At 66.4% G+C, this 17,018-nt stretch carries 16 protein-coding genes; 5 read left to right on the forward strand and 11 right to left on the reverse strand.

Annotation, left to right across the window (positions count from 1 at the left end; genetic code table 11):
* Positions 1 to 32: 32 nt before the first annotated feature.
* The 4 genes from AC0IXR_RS07815 to AC0IXR_RS07830 form a co-directional block, all read right to left on the reverse strand.
* Positions 33 to 1,577 (reverse strand): M10 family metallopeptidase C-terminal domain-containing protein, encoded by a 1,545-nt coding sequence (locus AC0IXR_RS07815; RefSeq protein WP_471760340.1) that lies wholly within the window; start codon positions 1,575 to 1,577, stop codon positions 33 to 35.
* 178 nt (positions 1,578 to 1,755) lie between these two features.
* Positions 1,756 to 2,553, reverse strand: a complete 798-nt coding sequence (gene otnI / locus AC0IXR_RS07820) for a 2-oxo-tetronate isomerase (protein WP_471760341.1) — start codon at positions 2,551 to 2,553, stop codon at positions 1,756 to 1,758.
* 40 nt (positions 2,554 to 2,593) lie between these two features.
* The gene (locus tag AC0IXR_RS07825) at positions 2,594 to 3,307 is read right to left on the reverse strand and encodes an anti-sigma factor (RefSeq protein WP_207411989.1); all 714 of its coding nucleotides are present in this window, start codon (positions 3,305 to 3,307) and stop codon (positions 2,594 to 2,596) included.
* Positions 3,304 to 3,855, reverse strand: coding sequence for a sigma-70 family RNA polymerase sigma factor (locus AC0IXR_RS07830; protein WP_207411990.1), 552 nt, complete (start codon positions 3,853 to 3,855; stop codon positions 3,304 to 3,306). Before AC0IXR_RS07830 ends, AC0IXR_RS07825 begins: the two co-directional genes overlap by 4 nt.
* A gap of 281 nt (positions 3,856 to 4,136) precedes the next feature.
* Here AC0IXR_RS07830 and AC0IXR_RS07835 point away from each other — a divergent pair, with 281 nt between their 5' ends.
* From AC0IXR_RS07835 to AC0IXR_RS07845, 3 genes are all read left to right on the forward strand, one after another.
* A complete protein-coding gene (locus AC0IXR_RS07835; RefSeq protein ID WP_207411991.1) occupies positions 4,137 to 5,111 on the forward strand; it encodes a S1C family serine protease in 975 nt (324 codons plus the stop codon).
* Positions 5,112 to 5,142: 31 nt separating this feature from the next.
* Complete coding sequence (gene trmFO, locus AC0IXR_RS07840) at positions 5,143 to 6,573, forward strand: methylenetetrahydrofolate--tRNA-(uracil(54)-C(5))-methyltransferase (FADH(2)-oxidizing) TrmFO (RefSeq protein WP_471760343.1); 1,431 nt, start codon at positions 5,143 to 5,145, stop codon at positions 6,571 to 6,573.
* Between the two features lie 260 nt (positions 6,574 to 6,833).
* On the forward strand, positions 6,834 to 7,304 hold the full coding sequence (locus AC0IXR_RS07845; RefSeq protein ID WP_471760344.1) for a hypothetical protein: 471 nt from the start codon (positions 6,834 to 6,836) through the stop codon (positions 7,302 to 7,304).
* 23 nt (positions 7,305 to 7,327) lie between these two features.
* Here the strand turns inward: AC0IXR_RS07845 and AC0IXR_RS07850 are convergent, their stop codons facing one another.
* Together AC0IXR_RS07850 and AC0IXR_RS07855 are read right to left on the reverse strand one after the other, a co-directional pair.
* Positions 7,328 to 7,852, reverse strand: coding sequence for a GNAT family N-acetyltransferase (locus AC0IXR_RS07850; protein WP_471760345.1), 525 nt, complete (start codon positions 7,850 to 7,852; stop codon positions 7,328 to 7,330).
* Between the two features lie 143 nt (positions 7,853 to 7,995).
* The gene (locus tag AC0IXR_RS07855) at positions 7,996 to 9,690 is read right to left on the reverse strand and encodes an L-lactate permease (RefSeq protein WP_056424236.1); all 1,695 of its coding nucleotides are present in this window, start codon (positions 9,688 to 9,690) and stop codon (positions 7,996 to 7,998) included.
* Between the two features lie 325 nt (positions 9,691 to 10,015).
* On the opposite strand from AC0IXR_RS07855, the gene AC0IXR_RS07860 reads away from it, so the two are divergent.
* Positions 10,016 to 10,939 carry a manganese catalase family protein gene (locus AC0IXR_RS07860; protein ID WP_056424235.1) on the forward strand — a complete coding sequence of 308 codons (924 nt, stop codon included), beginning with the start codon at positions 10,016 to 10,018 and terminating at the stop codon, positions 10,937 to 10,939.
* A gap of 233 nt (positions 10,940 to 11,172) precedes the next feature.
* Here AC0IXR_RS07860 and AC0IXR_RS07865 read toward each other — a convergent pair whose 3' ends face one another.
* The 5 genes from AC0IXR_RS07865 to yajC form a co-directional block, all read right to left on the reverse strand.
* A complete protein-coding gene (locus tag AC0IXR_RS07865) occupies positions 11,173 to 12,051 on the reverse strand; it encodes a squalene/phytoene synthase family protein (RefSeq protein WP_207411995.1) in 879 nt (292 codons plus the stop codon).
* A complete protein-coding gene (locus AC0IXR_RS07870) occupies positions 12,048 to 12,434 on the reverse strand; it encodes an Mth938-like domain-containing protein (protein WP_056424231.1) in 387 nt (128 codons plus the stop codon). Before AC0IXR_RS07870 ends, AC0IXR_RS07865 begins: the two co-directional genes overlap by 4 nt.
* 2 nt (positions 12,435 to 12,436) lie before the next feature.
* Entirely contained in the window at positions 12,437 to 13,384 is a 948-nt protein-coding gene (gene secF / locus AC0IXR_RS07875; RefSeq protein ID WP_056424229.1) for a protein translocase subunit SecF, read from the reverse strand.
* A gap of 266 nt (positions 13,385 to 13,650) precedes the next feature.
* Positions 13,651 to 15,258 (reverse strand): protein translocase subunit SecD, encoded by a 1,608-nt coding sequence (secD, locus tag AC0IXR_RS07880; protein ID WP_471760346.1) that lies wholly within the window; start codon positions 15,256 to 15,258, stop codon positions 13,651 to 13,653.
* A gap of 119 nt (positions 15,259 to 15,377) precedes the next feature.
* Positions 15,378 to 15,713: a preprotein translocase subunit YajC gene (gene yajC / locus AC0IXR_RS07885; protein ID WP_056424225.1), complete on the reverse strand. Its 336-nt coding sequence runs from the start codon at positions 15,711 to 15,713 to the stop codon at positions 15,378 to 15,380.
* A 234-nt stretch (positions 15,714 to 15,947) separates the two neighbouring features.
* Between yajC and AC0IXR_RS07890 the strand changes: the two genes are divergently transcribed.
* Positions 15,948 to 16,838, forward strand: a complete 891-nt coding sequence (locus tag AC0IXR_RS07890; RefSeq protein ID WP_311275196.1) for an ATP-binding protein — start codon at positions 15,948 to 15,950, stop codon at positions 16,836 to 16,838.
* Positions 16,839 to 17,018 lie beyond the last annotated feature (180 nt).

Genomic DNA, 17,018 nt, shown 5'->3' on the forward strand with positions numbered 1-17,018 from the left:
CCGGACCAGTCGCCTTGTCGACGGCGGGAACTCTAGACGACGAGCATATCCGCGAAGGTCAAATGCACTTTCGTATCGATGACGGCGAAGGTGTGGGCGGTGCCGGCTCCGCTCCCGTCGGCATCGTAGGAGAGGGTGCCGGTCGTGGCGTCGTAGAGAACGCGGTCATCCGCATCGGCCGGTCCCGACGAGAGGTCCTTGAAAGCTTTCTCCGCGAGGGGGCCGGCGCGAAGGGCCGCGAAGACCTTGCTCGAGAGCGCGACGACATCCTCGGCGATGGAGAAGTCGCGGATGTGATCGATGTTGCCGGTTCCGGGCCGCGTGCGGAACAGGAAGGTATCCGCCCCCTCCCCGCCGGTGAAAACGTCGTTTCCGGCTCCGCCCGTCAGCATGTTGCCGGCGCCGTTGCCGGTGATCGTATTGGCGACGGCGTTGCCGATGCCATCGATCGCCTTCGAGCCGAGGAGCCTCAGAGTTTCGAGATTCGTGCCGAGGCGGTGGCTGGCCGAACTCAGCACCTGATCCGTACCGCTCCTGGCCGCCTCCTCGATCGTGTCGCGGCCGTCCGTGACATAGGTGTCGTTTCCGAGCCCACCGCTCATGCGGTCGGCCCCCCGTCCGCCGTCGAGTCGGTTGGCGCCGTCATTGCCGATGAGGATGTCGTCGCCCGCCCCGCCCTTCGCCTTCTCGATGGAGACGCCATTGGCGATGGTCACGCCGCCGGTCAGGGTTTCCGACGTCGAGAGCCAGCCGCCCCCGCCGATCTCGGCTTTCAGGGTCGCCGCGCGCAGGTCGATCTTGGCCGCGCTCGACCCCTCATAGACGATCGTATCGGAGCCGCCCGTATCCCAGATCGTGGTGTAACCGCGATTGGCGTCGACATCGTCGCTGAAGCGATAGACGTCGTTGCCGGCGTTGTGGGCGCGGGCTCCGTAGAGATGCTGCAGGGCTGCGATGTCGATGGCCCCGAAGGAGCCCGGCTGGGCATTGAGCGCGGTGTTCTCGTCGCGCTCGGGCGTGAACGGGTTGTCCTCGCCCCAGAACGGGAAGGTGTAGCCCATCACCGTATAGATCTGGGAGTTGAGGTTGCCGGTGCCGAAATCGCCCGGCTCGACGACACCCGGCAGCTTGCCGTTCTCCCCGTCATGGGGGTGGCCGAGGCCAAGGCTGTGGCCGATCTCGTGGATCCAGGTTTCGGAATAGGTGCCGAGGCGGACCACGTCGGCGGCCCCTTTCACGCTCGTCGGGTCGATGCCCACCGCGGTTTCCAGCGAGGTGACGCTCGGGGCGGGCGTGCCGGATTCGCCGCCTCCGCCGACATCGAGCCGCTGGATCAATTGGGCCCGCGCCACGCTGCCTTCGACGAAATCGACATTCGCGACGCTGCTGACGGTGTCGTAGATCTCCCTGTAGAACGCCTTCCAGTCGCCCTCGGAGAAATCGTCGATCCCGTTCGCATCGATGTCCTGCGCCTTGAACCCGTAGGTCAGGGTCGCGGCGTTCCAGGCGCCGCCGAGGATGAGGCTGTCCACGACAGCATTCCCCGTCAGGGCAACGGGTTTGAAGAGGTCGGCCATCGATTGATCTGCCCCTGGGGAAAAGCTTCTCGAAGCTTGGCCGTTCGAGCCGGCCGGGGCAGTCCCTAACCACGATGCCGCGTCATAAACAATTGATGGTCCCACTCCTCCGTGGTGAACCATGCCAGGTGGAAGCAGTATGCTTTATCGGCTCCGAGGGGGAACCGACCTCACGGCGCTAAATCCGGGCTCGTCCGCCCGCATAGGTGCTCAGCCAGCCGAGCCCATCCTCGGTTCGGCCACTCGGATTGTACTCGCACCCGACCGAGCCCGAATATCCAAGCCTGTCGAGTTCGGTGAAGACGAAGGCGTCGTTCACCTCCCCCGTACCGGGCTCGTGGCGCGCCGGTACGCTCGCGACCTGGACATGGCCGATCAGCGGCAGGAGGCGGGCCAGACGCGTGGTCACGTCGCCATGCAGGATCTGGCAATGGAAGATGTCGAACTGGAGCTTGAGGTTGTCGAACCCCTCCGCGCGCAACGCCGCGACGAGTTCTGCGGCGGCATCGACATCGTCGAGAAAATAGCCCGGCATGGAGCGGCCGTTGATGGGCTCGATCAGGAGGTCGATGCCATGCCGGGCAAGGCGTTCGGCTGCATATCGCACGGACCGGCGATACGCTTCCATGGCGTGGTCATCCTGCCGGTTGGCCATGCCCGCCATCAGGTGCAGGCGAGGGCAGCCCGCGGCGAGCGCGTAGGCGAGCGCTGTCTCGACCCCGGCCTGCATCTCGTCGAACCGTTCCGCCAAGGCGGCGAGCCCTCGGTCGCCGGTTGCCCAATCTCCCGGCGGCATGTTGAACAGGACGAGGTCCAGGCCATTCGCGGCGAGGCGCCCGGCGATGTCGTCCGGCGAATGCTCGTAGGGGAATAGGAATTCCACCGCCGTGAACCCGGCACGGGACGCGGCCTCGAACCGGTCGAGGAAGGCATGCTCGGTGAAGAGCAGCGTCAGGTTCGCGGCAAAGCGCGGCATGGGAGGGCTCCATCGTGGCGGGCTCCGATCCGGGCCGCCCTCAATCGCGGATGAGCTTGCCAGTATAGACGACGGGGCCGGTAGGCAGGCCGGTGGCAGAACCGTTCGGCGGCTCCACCGAGACGGCGAAGACACCCTCGCCGCGCCGCGCGGCATCGGACCCGGCGGGCAGGGCCACGCGTGCCGCGTCCTTGCCGATCAGCCCGAGGGATTTCGGCGTCTTGTCGGCTCCCACATACCACAATTCGAGGCTGCTTCCCGCCGGCGCCTCGGCGCCGACCGGGCGCACTCGTGCGGTTCCCGCCACCGTATCGATGCTGACGATGAGGGCCGGAGCCTCGCCGCCGCTGGAGACCACGGCGACGTAGCGTGTCTCGCCCTCTCCGCCGGGGCGGGGGCCGACGGCGATGAACAGGGCGAGCCCGGCAGCCAGCACCCCTGCGCCCGCCGCTGCGGCCCGCCACAGGCCGAGCTTGCGCGATAGGGCGGCCACGCGGTTGTCGTTCGCCGCCGGAGACGGGGAGGCCCGGTTGGGCAGCGCGCGCAGGATTGCCGGCCATACGCCCTCGCCCGGTTCGATCTCGGGAATGACGGCGGCGAGAGGGGCCAGGCGACGCTCCCACTCCCGCACGGCGGCGCGAGCGGCGGGGTCGACGGCGAGCTCCAGGTCCATGGCGGCGCGCTCGGTGGCGTCGAGCGTACCGATGACGTATTCGGCGGCGCGAAGATCGCGCTCGGTGGGGTCTTCGGTCATGCCGGCCCCTCCAGGCAGCCCCGCAGGGCCGCTAGCCCGCGATGCAGCCACGTCTTGATGGTGTTGACGGGACGCGCGAACCGTTCTGCCAGTTCTTCCCGGGAATGCCCCTCACAATAGGCGAGTACGATGCAGTCGCGCTGCGTCGCCTCCAGGCGGGACAGGCAGGCGCGCAGGGCATCGCGCCCGAGAATCGCCTCCTCGCTGTCGTGGGGATCGGCGAGCCGTTCCACCCAATCCTCCCCGTCCTCGGTCACCGGCCCCTGGACCTCTCCCTTGCGGCGGACCCCGTCGATCGCCCGGTTACGGGCGATGGCGCAGAGCCAGGGCAAGGGGCGACCCGCCTCCGGAGAGAACGAGCCGGCACTTTGCCATATCCGCAGGAAGACATCCTGGAGCACGTCTTCCGCCATGCCGCGATCTCGCTGGATACGGAGCACGATGCCGAAAAGTTTCGGGGCGGTCAGATCGTAGAGCGCGCGCAAAGCCTGCTCGTTGCCGGATGCGACCGCCGAGATCAGGCGCGCCAGTGCCGCATCGTCACGCAAGGGTCAGGCGTCCTCTCGACAAGACAAGACTCGACAGGACATGGCGCAGCCGTTCCATCTGGCGTGAACGTTAACCCAAGTCTTAATCGAGCGCACGGGCCTAGGCTACTGTGTTGCGGGCGATCGATGTGGATCGGCGCACCTCTGTCACGCGCCCGACCTGCGCAGGGTGTTCGACGGCGAGCCGGCGACCTATCTCCCGGATGGAACCGATGACCCCCACGCTCTGCGGATCCGCCAGAGCTCATGGGTCCGAGGCGCAGGACAGGGATACGGGATTGATGACGTCGCACGGAGACTGGAAGATTCCCTCCGCCGTGCAGCCCAAGGCCGGCGATTACGCGTACGATCTCGACAGGGCCCTCTCGGCCATGGTGTCGCTCTCCACGCGCATCCCGCCCGAGGCGTTCACGGCGGAAACCCTGGGGACGGAGCGCGCCGGGAACGGCGTGGTGATCCGCGAGGACGGCCTCGTCCTCACCATCGGCTACCTCGTCACCGAGGCGGAGAGCGTCTGGATGACCACCCATGACGGGCGCTCGGTCCCGGGCCACGTGGTCGGCTTCGATGCCGTGACCGGGTTCGGCCTCGTCCAGGCATTGGGCGATCTGCGGCTGCCGCCGCTTCCCATCGGGCGCTCGGAGAGCCTGAAGATCGGAGACAAGGCCGTGGTGGCCGGGGCCGGGGGGCGCACGCGCAGCGTCGCCGCCAAGCTGATCGCCCGGCAGGAATTCGCCGGCTACTGGGAATACGTCCTCGACGAGGCCCTGTTCACCGCGCCGTCTCACCCGCATTGGGGCGGTACGGCTTTGATCGGCCCGGCGGGCGACCTCCTCGGCATCGGCTCCCTGCAGCTGCAGCAGGGCGGGACCGAGGGTCCGAAGGCGATCAACCTCGTCGTTCCCATCGACCTCCTGCCTCCGATCCTTGAGGACCTGACCACACGCGGGCGGGCGGACCGGCCGACCCGGCCCTGGCTCGGCCTCTATGCCAGCGACAATGACGGCGCGGTGGTGGTGATGGGCCTGGCCGATGACGGGCCGGCCGAGAGCGCGGACCTGCGCGTGGGCGACGTGCTCGCCGCTGTCGCGGGCGAGCCGGTGGAGGATCTCGCCGGGTTCTTCCGCCAGATCTGGGCGCTGGGCGAGGCCGGGGTGCGGGTTCCTCTCACGATCGAGCGGGAGGGACGCCCGATCAAGCTGACCGTGACGTCGAGCGACCGCGAACGCTTTCTCGTCTCGCCGCAGCTGCATTGATCGGGGCGGGTCACGGGTCTATCCCGTGACCATGACGGACCGAGCAGACACTTCCCCCATCCATATCGTCGGCGGCGGCCTCGCCGGGTCGGAGGCCGCCTGGCAGATCGCCGAGAGCGGCCATCCTGTCATTCTCCACGAGATGCGGCCTGTGCGCGGCACGGAGGCGCATAAGAGCCGGGATCTCGCCGAGCTCGTCTGCTCGAATTCGTTCCGCTCGGACGATGCCAACGGCAACGCCGTCGGCCTGTTGCACCAGGAAATGCGGACGCTCGGGTCGCTGATCCTGCGCGCGGCCGATGCCAACCAGGTCCCGGCCGGGGGTGCGCTGGCCGTGGACCGCGACGGGTTCGCTGCTGCCGTCACCGCTGCCCTGGAGGCGCATCCCCTCGTCACGATCGAACGCGAGGAGATCGAGGGCCTGCCGCCGGAGGAATGGGGCCGGACCATCATCGCCACCGGCCCCCTCACTTCGCCAGCCCTGGCGCAGGCGATCCGCGCGTTCACCGGCGCCGAGGCCCTCGCCTTTTTCGATGCCATCGCGCCCATCGTCCACCGCGACTCCATCGACATGGACAAGGCGTGGTTCCAGTCGCGTTACGACAAGGTCGGCCCCGGGGGCACGGGGGCGGACTACATCAACTGCCCGATGAACCGCGAACAGTACGACGCCTTCATCCAGGCGTTGATCGAGGGCGACAAGATCGGTTTCAAGGAATGGGAGGCAACCACCCCCTATTTCGATGGCTGCCTGCCGATCGAGGTCATGGCCGAGCGCGGCCCCGAGACGCTGCGTCACGGCCCGATGAAGCCCGTCGGCCTCACCAACCCGCACGACCCCACCGTGAAGGCCTGCGCCATCGTCCAGCTGCGTCAGGACAACGCGTTGGGCACGCTCTACAACATGGTCGGCTTCCAGACGAAGCTGACCTATTCCGAACAGGTCCGGGTGTTCCGCACGATTCCCGGCCTTGAGAACGCGGAATTTGCGCGTCTCGGTGGGCTGCACCGCAACACCTATCTCGACTCGCCTCGTCTCCTCGACGCGACGCTCCGCCTGAAGGCACGCCCGAGCTTGCGCTTCGCTGGCCAGATCACCGGTTGCGAGGGGTATGTCGAGAGCGCCGCCATCGGCCTCATGGCCGGGCGCTTCGCCGTGGCCGAGGCCCGCGGTGACACGCTGGAGCCGCTGCCTGCCACGACGGCGCTGGGTGCCCTCATCGGCCATATCACCGGCGGCCACATCGCGGCCGAGGATGCCGGCGCGCCGCGCTCGTTCCAGCCGATGAACGTCAATTTCGGCCTGTTTCCGCCGCTCGCCCATTCTCCGAAGGGAGAGGGCGGCAAGCGTCTCAAGGGGCCTGAAAAGGCGGTGGCGAAGAAACGCGCCTATACCGACCGGGCACGGGCCGATCTGGCCGCCTGGATGGGACATGACACCGGGCGGATCGCAGCAGAATAGGCCATGATCCGGCACGCGGGTCCCATGATCCGCGGCTCGGGATGTTTCTTAGGCAAACTTGCAGGGCCTTTGCGGTCAGCGATTCGTTTCGACGACCGACAAATTCATTCTTATTCAAGCTGCCAAATCCAGGCATATTGCGAGAATACCCTTAGGGGAACGGGATCGATTTAACGATCCATCCATGATGACGAAGAACCGAAAATTAGTCTGAGGGGAGCTATCGATACCTAATCGATTCCTCCTTTCGTTCCGGTGTCATGTCTTTCGAATCCTCGCCTCACCTTGCCACGCATCCAGCACTGGTCGCCCAGGCGGAGTTCGGCCGGATTCCCGGCACCGTGTCTCGTTCGGGATCGTTCGGTCGGAGTGCGCTCCTGATCGCCGCCTGTGCGATCGGCCTTGCCGGATGCGTGTCTGCGGAGGAGCAGCGGAAGCTCGATCTCGGTCAGTGCTCCGGTTACGGGTTCGCCCCTGATTCCGAAGGATTCGCGACCTGCATGATGAACATCGACCGGGACCGCCAGCACATGCGGGCCGAGCGGAATCTCCAGATTCAGGCCGATCACGCCGCGCAGAACCGCGAGCGCGAAGCCCGCGCGGATCTCTACAAGGCTCTCAGCCAGCAGCGCGTCGGCGACAAAACCTTGTCGGTCTGCAATGCCGCTTCCGGCGGCGGCTTCGATGCCCGGACGGGGTACTGGTACGGTAAGGATTGTCGGAGCCGCTGAGGCTCGTAGGCCGTCCGATCCGTTCAGACCGGATCCAGCGAGAAGATCCGCCGGCCCGGCCGATGCCCCTCGTCGCCGGTATCGCGAAAGCCGGCCTTGAGCAGCAGCCCGCGCGAGGCTGCGTTCTCCGGCCGGCATTCGGCGACGATGAAGCGGTGGGGAAAGCGCTTGCGCAAGATCGCGACGACGCCGACGACCGCTTCACTGCCGTAACCCCGACCGCGGGCGGCGCCCCCGACCCAATATCCGATTTCGACCGCGTGTTCTCCGCGCAGATGGACGCCGATCACCGCCACGAGAGCGCCATCGGCCTTGGCCCCGAGAAAGCAATCCTTCACCGGCTTGCCGCTGCCGATGAGGCGGCGGGCGTGGTCGAGAGTGAAGGGGGTTGGCAGGAAATCCACCACTCCGGTGATCGCCGGGTCGTCGGTCAGCGCGCGGACCGCCTCCGCATCCGCCTGGACCAGCGGTGCGATCCGCAGGCGCTCCGTCGCCTGCGCGGGCAGGTTCGACAGGGAGTAGCGCGAGGCGAGCGTGCGAAAGAACATGGATTCGACGTGGGGTCACGACGCGCCAAGAGCAAGATACAACGAGGCCGGAGAACGCCTTCGGCAGGGGATCGCTACCAAAAAAAGAAACCCGCCCCGGCATGGCCGGGACGGGTTCCGTCGAGATCGGTCTCTCGCCGGTCCTACGGATGGATGACCATCGCGGTGAACGGATAGACGTAGGCCTGTAGCATCACGAGGCCGCCGACGAGGCAGGCCAGCACGATCGAGTGCCAGAACACGAAGCGCAGGATCTTGCCCTCCTGGCCGAAATAGCCGGTGGCGGTGGAGGCGACGACGATGGACTGGGCGTCGATCATCTTGCCCATGACGCCGCCCGACGAGTTCGCCGAAGCCATGAGGATGCCCGACAGGCCGAGCTGCTCCGAGGTGATCTTCTGCAGGCCGCCGAACAGCACGTTCGAGGCCGTGTCCGATCCCGTCAGCGCCACGCCGAGCCAGCCCAGCAGGGTGCCGAAGAACGGGTAGAGGATGCCGGTTCCGGCGAAAGCCAGGCCCAGGGTCGCGTCCACGCCGGCGTAGCGGGTGAGGACGCCCAGAGCCAGCATCGCTGAGATGGTGATGAGCGAGTAGCGCAGCACCCAGATGGTCTCGATGTAGGCCGTCACCAGACGCCACGGCGAGAACCGCATGAGCAGGCCCGACAGGATGGCGGCGAACAGCACGCCAGTGCCGGTATAGGACATGTAGGTGAAGGCGAAGACGGCGGCTTCCGGATGGGCGGTCGCCACGACCGGCGGCACCTTCATGATGACGTTGTGCAGGCCCGGCACTTCGTAGCGCCAGGTGAAGATCGGGTTGACGATGGCCTTGAACCAGCCCGTGCCCCAGATCGCGACGATCACCGAGAGGATGATCCACGGCACCCAGGCCATCAGGATCTCGGAGGAGGAGGCGGTGCGGGCACCGGCGCCCGTGGGGGCCACTTTGGCGCCACCCTCGGCGGTGACGAAGCCGATCGAGGGATCGTTGCCGCGCAGTGCCGGCGAGGTCCAGATCGTGGCCGGGCGCCAGAACTTCAGGAACAGGACCAGGGCGCCCATGGAGACGAGGGCGGCACCGATATCGACGATCCACGGGTTGACGTAGTTCGAAATGCCGAACTGGGCCAGCGCGAACGAGCCGCCGCAGACCAGGATGGCGGGCCAGATCTGGACCATGCCGCGGAAGCCCGCGAACACCCAGATCAGCCAGAACGGCACCAGCACCGAGAAGAACGGCAGCTGGCGGCCGATCATGGCGCCGAGGATGTAGGGATCATAGCCGGTCACCGAGGCGAGGCCCTGGATCGGGGCGCCGAGGGCGCCATAAGCCACGGGCGCGGTGTTGGCGATGAGCGACAGGCCCGAGGCGGCGAGCGGCGAGAAGCCGAGGCCGATCAGGATCGCGCCGGTGACGGCCACCGGGGTGCCGAAGCCGCCGGCTCCCTCGAAGAACGCGCCGAAGGCGAAGGCGACGAGGAGGAGCTGAAGCCGCCGGTCGGTGGTGATGCCGGCCACCGATTGCTGAAGCGTGGCGAACCAGCCCTTCTCCACCGTGAGACGGTAGAGGAAGATGACGTTGAGGATGATCCAGCCGATCGGGAACAGCCCGAGCGCCACGCCATAGGCGGAAGCGCGGGTGGCCAGATCCGCCGGCATGCCGAAGAGGAAGACGGCGACGCAGAAGGCCAGGACCAGGGACAGAACGGCCGCGATATGGGCCTTCACTTTGCCGCTGGCGATCATGCCGAGCAGGGCGATGACCGGTAGGGATGCGGCAAGCGTCGAGAGCCATGGGCTCCCAAAGGGATCGTAGACCTGGTTCCACGTATTCACGGGCGTCGCGCTCCTCGGTGAGCCCGATCTCTCGTCGGGCCCTTGACATCGTAGCTAGCAGAGCAGTGGAGCGGGCTCAACGCGAAGAATCTTGTATTCAGATCATGTTGCGCGCGTGCTTCGCTTTCTGTCCGCCGAGACCGAAGACGCTCAAGAATGGCAAGGCATCTCCTTCGAAACGCAAGCGGGGCCGTTCCAAAACGCAAGCGGAGCCGTTCCAAAACGTAAGCGAAGCGGCCGTGCGACCTGTCGCAGCCTCGGAACATGAGAGTGGGGAGACCGTTCCCGTTGGTATCCTCCATACCGGCGATACGGAGATCAACCTATGTTTATGCGCGTCGACAAGCTACAAGCCGAGCTTCCCGCACCCAAAAGGAAAGATCCGAACGCCGCCGCTGCCCTGCAGGAACTGCTAGGCGGCAAATATGGTGAGATGTCGACTCTTGGGAACTACATGTTCCAGAGTTTCAATTTCCGCAGCAAATCTAAGCTGAAGCCATTCTATAGCTTGGTGGCGGCCATCACCGCCGAGGAATTGGGCCATGTGGAGCTCGTGAGCAACGGCGTTGCGATGCTCAATAACGGCCCCGATAATGACGGCGACGAGAAGGATGGTGGCGACATCTCCAAGGCGCCGTTCGAGGACATGAAGGATATCCGGCTCGCGGCCGCGTTCCTGTCGAATGGCGGCGGCGTAACGCCGGTCAACAGCAACGGCGCATCCTGGAACAACGACTTCATTACGACGACCGGCAACGTCGTCGTCGACCTGCTCCACAATTTCCATCTGGAATGCGGCGCTCGCCTGCACAAGCTGCGCGTTTACGAGACCCTGACCGACCCGACGGGCCGTGAGGTCTGCGGCTACCTGCTGGTGCGCGGTTCCGTTCACGCCCATGCCTACGCCTTGGCACTGAAGAAGATCACCGGCGTGGAGATCGAGAAGTTCCTGCCGACACCGAACATCAACCTCGACAAGATCCCCGAGTGTCAGAAGTACCTGCAGGAGGGTTCGCACCGCCGGCTCTACACGTTCAGCCCGGGTGACTACACCGAGATGGCCGGCATCTGGGGCAATGGCGAGATGGCTCTGCCGGGCGACCCGCCGGGCGAACTCAGCGTCGTCGAGGGCATGCCCGAGGGCGGCAAGATCCACCAGCTCACCGGCGTCCCCTCGGCCTTCACACCGGATTATGCTCCGGAGGAGATGTTCGAAATCGCCGAGAAGCTGACCAAGAAAGCCCGCTGAGGTCAAACTCGATCGACCGCCTCTTCTGCATCCCGGGGCCGCTCAGCGGAGCCCGGGATGCAGAACCCCAGGTCGTTAGACATCGGACTCTGGCAGAGCTCTGGATGGCACGGTTCTGGTGCGGATCTCTGCTTTTGGATGAGCCTGCAGTACCCCCGGAATGATCGGGACGATATTCGCCGCGTCCCGGCTCTACGAGGAAGAATAGCCAGCGTTCTTCGGGAGCCCTGGGTTCAACCCCGCCGCGATCCCCGCCACAGCCGCCACAAGCGACGCCAGCGCGGCAGCGCGATGACGGTGTTGAGTGGGTCGTAGCCCGGCCGCTCCATCATCGCGAGGCTGGGTTCGACCAATGCAGTGGGCAGGAAGGCCGGCAAGGCGGCGGGCGCGATGGTCGTGCGCGCTGTCTCGAAAGCCTCGAGATGTCGGCGCGCCAGAGCCCGAAGGTCGGCCGTCGCGCCGAGAAGGCCGGGGCCTCCCCGTCCCGTGACGATGTCCTCGCGGGTGACGCCATGGTCCTTCAAGATGTCGGCCGGTAGATAGACCTGTCCGTTGCGTGCGTGCCAGGGCAGGGCCCGCAAGAGGCCGGCGACGCCATAGGCAACGCCCGCATGCCCTGCCGCGGCAGCTCCGCCCGGCTCGGCGCCATCGCACAGGACGAGCCCGCCAAGGCGGATGAGCGAAGAGGCGGTCTCGCCGCAATAGCCTTCGAGGTCGTTTATCCGGGGCATCGGATCGTCATAGAGGTCGAAGACGCGGGCATCGATCAGGTCGACGAAGGGCTGGCGCCCGAGCCGGCGCTTGACGATGGCATCGTCGAGGGCGGCGGCGACGGGGTTGGCCTTCACATCCCCCCTCGCCTCTCCCTGGAGTGCATCGCGCCACCATTGCAGGCGGATCTCGCCCGCCACCGGATTGGTGACGGCGTCGCGCACGCGCGCAATGGTGAGGCTGAAGGCGGCGAGCGCGAAGAGATGCGGCCGGTACGCCACGGGGGCGAACAACGTCGCGAAATAGCGGTCGGGATCGCCCTCCCGGACCAGTGCCTCGCAATGCTCGAAAGCGAAGGCGAGAGGGTCGGCCGTTCCGGGGCTGGTCTCGGTCTTCGTCACGCGACCGCGATCAGGGCAGTGGCGACCTTGCGGTTCTCCGCCATCAGGATGTTGTAGGTCCGCGCGGCCGCTCCCGTCTGCATCACATCGAGGCCAATGCCGTTATCCTTGAGCCATCGCCGCAGCGTATCGGGAAAGGGGGCGATGTCGAGGCCGGTGCCGATGAGGAGGAGCTCCACCGCCCCCGCCTCGGCAACGACGGGACGCAGGGCGTCCCGGTCGATCTCTTTCGCCTGCGTGACGTCCCAGGCCCTGATGCCGCTCGGCGTCACCAGGATGGAGCCACGATGCGACATGTCGGCAAAGCGGAAGCCGCCATTGCCGTAGGCGTCGATGAGATGGCGCCCTGGAACGAAACCGTCGTGCAGGCTGCCGTCCGCCATCGTTACTCCGCCGCCTGGGGCACGCGACCGCCGGTGGGGCGGTTCTGGGATTTCACGCCCGACAGCATCAGGCCGAGATAGATCAGGACCGGCGTCGAGACGAAGATCGCCGAGTAGGTGCAGATGACCACGCCCGCCAGCATCACCACTGCGAAGCCCTGGATCGCCTCGCCGCCGAACAGGACGAGGGCCAGCAGGGAGAGGAAGGCGGAGGTGGCCGTCATCACCGTGCGTGACATGGTGGAATTGATCGACAGGTTGAGGAGTTCCACCGTGGGGATGGTCTTGTAGCGTCGCATCAACTCGCGGGTCCGGTCGAACACCACCACCGTCTCGTTGAGCGAGTAGCCCACGATGGTGAGGATGGCGGCGATCGAGGTCATGTTGAACTCGATCCGGCTGATGACGAAGATGCCGATGGTGAGCACGATGTCGTGCAGGGTGCCGACGATGGCTCCGAGCGCCAGTTCCCGCTCGAAGCGGAACCAGAGGTAGAACAGCACGGCGAGCACCGAGAGCACGACGCCGAGCGTGCCCGACTGGACGAGTTCGCCCGACACGCGCGGACCCACCGTCTCGGTGCGGCGGAACTCGTACTCCGCGTCGAAAGCGCCATGCGCCTTCTGCATCACGGCCGTCTGGCCCTGCTCGCCGGGCTGGAGCGGGAAGCGAACCAGGATCTGGCCCTGGCCGCCGAGCTCCTGCACCTCGGTCTCACCGAAGCCGAAACCGTTGGCGGTATGGCGCACGGTTCCGACATCGGCGGTGCCGGACTTGGCCTGGAGCTCCACCAGGGTGCCGCCCTTGAAGTCGATGCCGAAATTCAGGCCGACCGTCAGGAACAGGATCACCGTCCCGACCGACAGCAAGGCCGAGAGCGGGAAGGTGAAGCGCCGGAAGCGCATGAAGTCGACGTGCGACTCATCGGGCCAGAGGCGGAGCAGGCGCATGATCGGTCTCGGTCTTTCGGCAATGAGGTCGATCTGGTCGTCGAAGAGAACCCGTCCGGTTCCACCGCACGTCCGACATTCCGGGGCGCCCGCAGGGCGGGCCCGGAATCCAGACACTCAGGTGGAGACTAGCCTGGCAATCCCGCGTGTCTGGATCCCGGGCTCCGCTTCGCGGCCCCAGGATGACGGGATTGTGTTTCGGATGGACGGATCACTCGAAAACCGGATCGGGCTCCTCTCGCAAACTGTGAATGCTCGGACGGACTTCAGAACGGCAAAGCCTTGGGTCGGGCGTAGTTGTACCACAGGGCGATCATCATGCGGGTCAGCGTCACCGCCGTGATGACGGTGGTGAGGATGCCGAGGATGAACACCACGGCGAAGCCCTTCACCGGGCCGGAGCCGAGGAAGAACAGGATCACGGCGGCGATGGCCATGGTCGAGTTCGAATCGATGATGGTGGCGAAGGCCTTGTCGAAGCCGGCCTGCAGGGCCGAGACGATGGAGCGCCCCGCCCTCACCTCTTCGCGCACGCGCTCGTAGATCAGCACGTTGGAATCCACCGCCGTGCCGATGGTGAGCACGATGCCGGCGATGCCCGGCAGGGTCATGGTCGCCTCCAGCACCGACATCAGGCCGAGGATGAGACCCACATGGACGAGGAGCGCGATGTTGGCGAAGAAGCCGAACACCCCGTAGGTGGCGAACATGAAAATGATGACGAGGGCGCCCGCGACCAGGGTCGCCTTCTTGCCGGCCTCGATGGAATCGTTGCCGAGGCCGGGGCCGACCACGCGGCGCTCGACGACGGTGAGCTTGGCGGGAAGCGCACCGGCGCGCAGCAGGATCGAGAGGTCGTTGGCCTGCTTGACGGTGAAGTTGCCGGTGATCTGGCCCGAACCGCCGGTGATCGGCGTGTTGATGCGCGGCGCCGACACCACCTCGTTGTCGAGGACGATGGCCATGCGGCGGCCGACATTCTCCGAGGTGGCCTGGCCGAAGCGCTGGGCGCCCTTCAGGTTGAACTTGAAGCTCACCATGGGCTCGTGGCTCTGCTGGTCGAAGGCCGGCTGCGCGTCGGTGAGATCGCCGCCATCGGCCATGACCCGACGCTCGACCGGTACCTTGCCGCCGCCTTCGTCCTTGTTGGTCAGCATGTCCACGTCGCCGGAGGGCGAATCGGCGAGCATGCGGAATTCGAGCTTGGCGGTCTTGCCGAGCTGATCCTCGAGCTGCTGCGGGTCCTGCAAGCCGGGAACCTGAACGAGGACGCGGTCGGCGCCCTGCTGCTGGATCGAGGGTTCCTTGGTGCCGCCGAAATCGATGCGGCGGCGAATGACCTCGATGGCCTGGGTCACGGCCCGGCGGGTACGGTCGGTGAGGCCGACATCGGTGAGCGTGAGCTGGATCGTGCCGTCCGGCCGCTCCGCCACGTCGAGGGTCTGGCCGCCGGCCTGCGCCACCATGGCGTTGGAGATCGGCTGGGACAGTTCGCGCAGCTTGGGCAAAGCCTTGGCGCGGTTGGCCGGATCGGAGATGCGGACCTGGACGCCGCGCGGGATCACCTGGATGCCGCCTTCGGGGGTGACGTTGGCTTCACGCAGGGTGCGACGAACGTCGTCACGCAGGCCCGTCGTCTGCGAGCGGATCAGATCGGTCTGGTCGATCTCGAGGAGGATCTGCGAACCGCCCTGGAGGTCGAGACCCAGCACGATGGCCCGCTGAGGTACGATCCAGCTCGGGAACCAGCCCGGCAGCGAGGCCATGAAGCCCTTGCGCTGCTCGGCCGAGAAGAAGCTCGGCACGGCGAGACTCAGGCCGATCAGGATGACGGCCAGCGTCGCGACGATCTTGGTTCTCGAAAAGCGCAGCATCCGCCAGTCCCGTTTCTTCTTATGGTGCCGATGCTTGCATCGGCCCCTTCAAGCGGAGTCACAAGCCGTGTGCCGGGGCGCGGGCCATCGGTTCCGCACCACGTCTCACGGCATTCGGCTCACGCCGCTTTGACCGGCCCGCCCTTGACACGCACTTCCGAAATCATCGTCCGGACGATCTTCACCCGCACGTTCGGGGCGATCTCGACCTCGATCTCGGACGCTTCGTCGGCCACCTTGGTGACGCGCCCGACGAGGCCGCCGGTGGTGACGATGGTGTCGTCGCGGCGCACGTTCTTCACGAGGGCCTGATGCTCCTTCACGCGGCGCTGCTGCGGGCGGAGGATCAGGAAGTACATGATGACGAAGATGAGGACGAACGGCACCACCTGCAAGGCGATGTCCGCTCCGCCAGCGGCCGAGGTGGCCCCTTGCGCGAAGGCGGGGGTAATCAAGCGGGTGACTCCTTAGGCTGAACCGGTCCTCACATCGTCGCGCACGGGCCGATCTCGGCGCGTCTGGACCGGTCTAAAAGCGCGCGGACTATAGCCATGCACTAGGTGAAAGCAACGGCGCGTCTGCAGCCGGCAAGGTGCGGATCGCAGGCGCCCGATGCCGCACCCGTGATTTTCGTGCCCGATGTCCGTAATGACGCGCTCAAGCGCGTATTCCAGGAGCTTCGAGACGCCATGACCGCGACCCAACCTGCAGACCGGGAGATGATCGAGGCGATCCTGCCCGTCCTCGAGCGGATCGCCGCCGCGCTGGAGCGTTCCGCCCCGGCCGCGAAACCCGTCATCGACATGAATTCCGCCGACGCTTTCCTCTGGGGCGCCGAGTGCCGCCTCATCCCGGTGCCGCGGGTGAACAGGGTGGAGATCGATCTCCTCACCGGCATCGACCGGGCTCGTGACATCCTCGTCGACAACACCGCGCGCTTCGCCAAGGGGCTGCCTGCCAACAACGCCTTGCTCTGGGGCGCGCGCGGCATGGGCAAGTCATCGCTGGTGAAGGCGGCCCATGCCCGCATCAACGCCGAGCGGGCGGAGGGCGAACTGCCGATGAAACTGGTGGAGATCCACCGCGAGGATATCGAGACCCTCCCCGACCTGATGGCGACTTTGCGGGCGGACCGGCACCGCTGGATCGTATTTTGTGACGACCTGTCCTTCGACGGCGACGACACCTCGTACAAGTCCCTGAAGACCGCTCTCGACGGCGGAATCGAGGGCCGGCCGGAGAACGTGCTGTTCTACGCGACCTCGAACCGGCGCCACCTGCTCGCCCGCGACATGGTGGAGAACGAGCGCTCCACGGCCATCAATCCCGGCGAGGCGGTGGAGGAAAAGGTCTCCCTCTCCGACCGGTTCGGCCTCTGGCTCGGCTTCCATAAGTGCAGCCAGGACGAGTACCTCGCCATGATCCGTGCCTATGTCGAGCGGTACGGCCTGAAGGCCGACCCGGACACGGTTCGGGCCGAGGCGCTGGAATGGGCCACCACCCGCGGCTCCCGCTCGGGCCGCACGGCGTTCCAGTTCATCCAGGATCTGGCGGGGCGGTTGGGCCAGCGGCTGGAATGAGGTCTCGCGCACTCCCAGCCGAAACGGCGGGTCGCCCCTTTTTCCCATCCACGACCTCATCTGAAGCGCCGCAGCGTAGCGGAGGCCTCGAAGGAGCCTTCCATTTCGCGCAGTGGGGGCTGGAGCGCTCCTTCGAGGCCCGCTGATGCGGGCACCTCAGGATGAGGTGGAATGGGTAGG

The organism is Methylobacterium sp. AC832, assembly GCF_979256025.1.

Excerpts from the sequence above, each read along its gene's own strand:
- secD (WP_471760346.1), bottom strand. The coding sequence starts at position 15,258 with ATGCTGCGCTTTTCGAGAACCAAGATCGTCGCGACGCTGGCCGTCATC.
- otnI (WP_471760341.1), bottom strand. The coding sequence starts at position 2,553 with ATGCCGCGCTTTGCCGCGAACCTGACGCTGCTCTTCACCGAGCATGCC.
- AC0IXR_RS07890 (WP_311275196.1), top strand. The coding sequence starts at position 15,948 with ATGACCGCGACCCAACCTGCAGACCGGGAGATGATCGAGGCGATCCTG.
- trmFO (WP_471760343.1), top strand. The coding sequence starts at position 5,143 with ATGACGGACCGAGCAGACACTTCCCCCATCCATATCGTCGGCGGCGGC.
- AC0IXR_RS07835 (WP_207411991.1), top strand. The coding sequence starts at position 4,137 with ATGACGTCGCACGGAGACTGGAAGATTCCCTCCGCCGTGCAGCCCAAG.
- secF (WP_056424229.1), bottom strand. The coding sequence starts at position 13,384 with ATGCGCCTGCTCCGCCTCTGGCCCGATGAGTCGCACGTCGACTTCATG.
- AC0IXR_RS07815 (WP_471760340.1), bottom strand. The coding sequence starts at position 1,577 with ATGGCCGACCTCTTCAAACCCGTTGCCCTGACGGGGAATGCTGTCGTG.
- AC0IXR_RS07860 (WP_056424235.1), top strand. The coding sequence starts at position 10,016 with ATGTTTATGCGCGTCGACAAGCTACAAGCCGAGCTTCCCGCACCCAAA.
- AC0IXR_RS07870 (WP_056424231.1), bottom strand. The coding sequence starts at position 12,434 with ATGGCGGACGGCAGCCTGCACGACGGTTTCGTTCCAGGGCGCCATCTC.
- AC0IXR_RS07825 (WP_207411989.1), bottom strand. The coding sequence starts at position 3,307 with ATGACCGAAGACCCCACCGAGCGCGATCTTCGCGCCGCCGAATACGTC.
- AC0IXR_RS07850 (WP_471760345.1), bottom strand. The coding sequence starts at position 7,852 with ATGTTCTTTCGCACGCTCGCCTCGCGCTACTCCCTGTCGAACCTGCCC.
- AC0IXR_RS07845 (WP_471760344.1), top strand. The coding sequence starts at position 6,834 with ATGTCTTTCGAATCCTCGCCTCACCTTGCCACGCATCCAGCACTGGTC.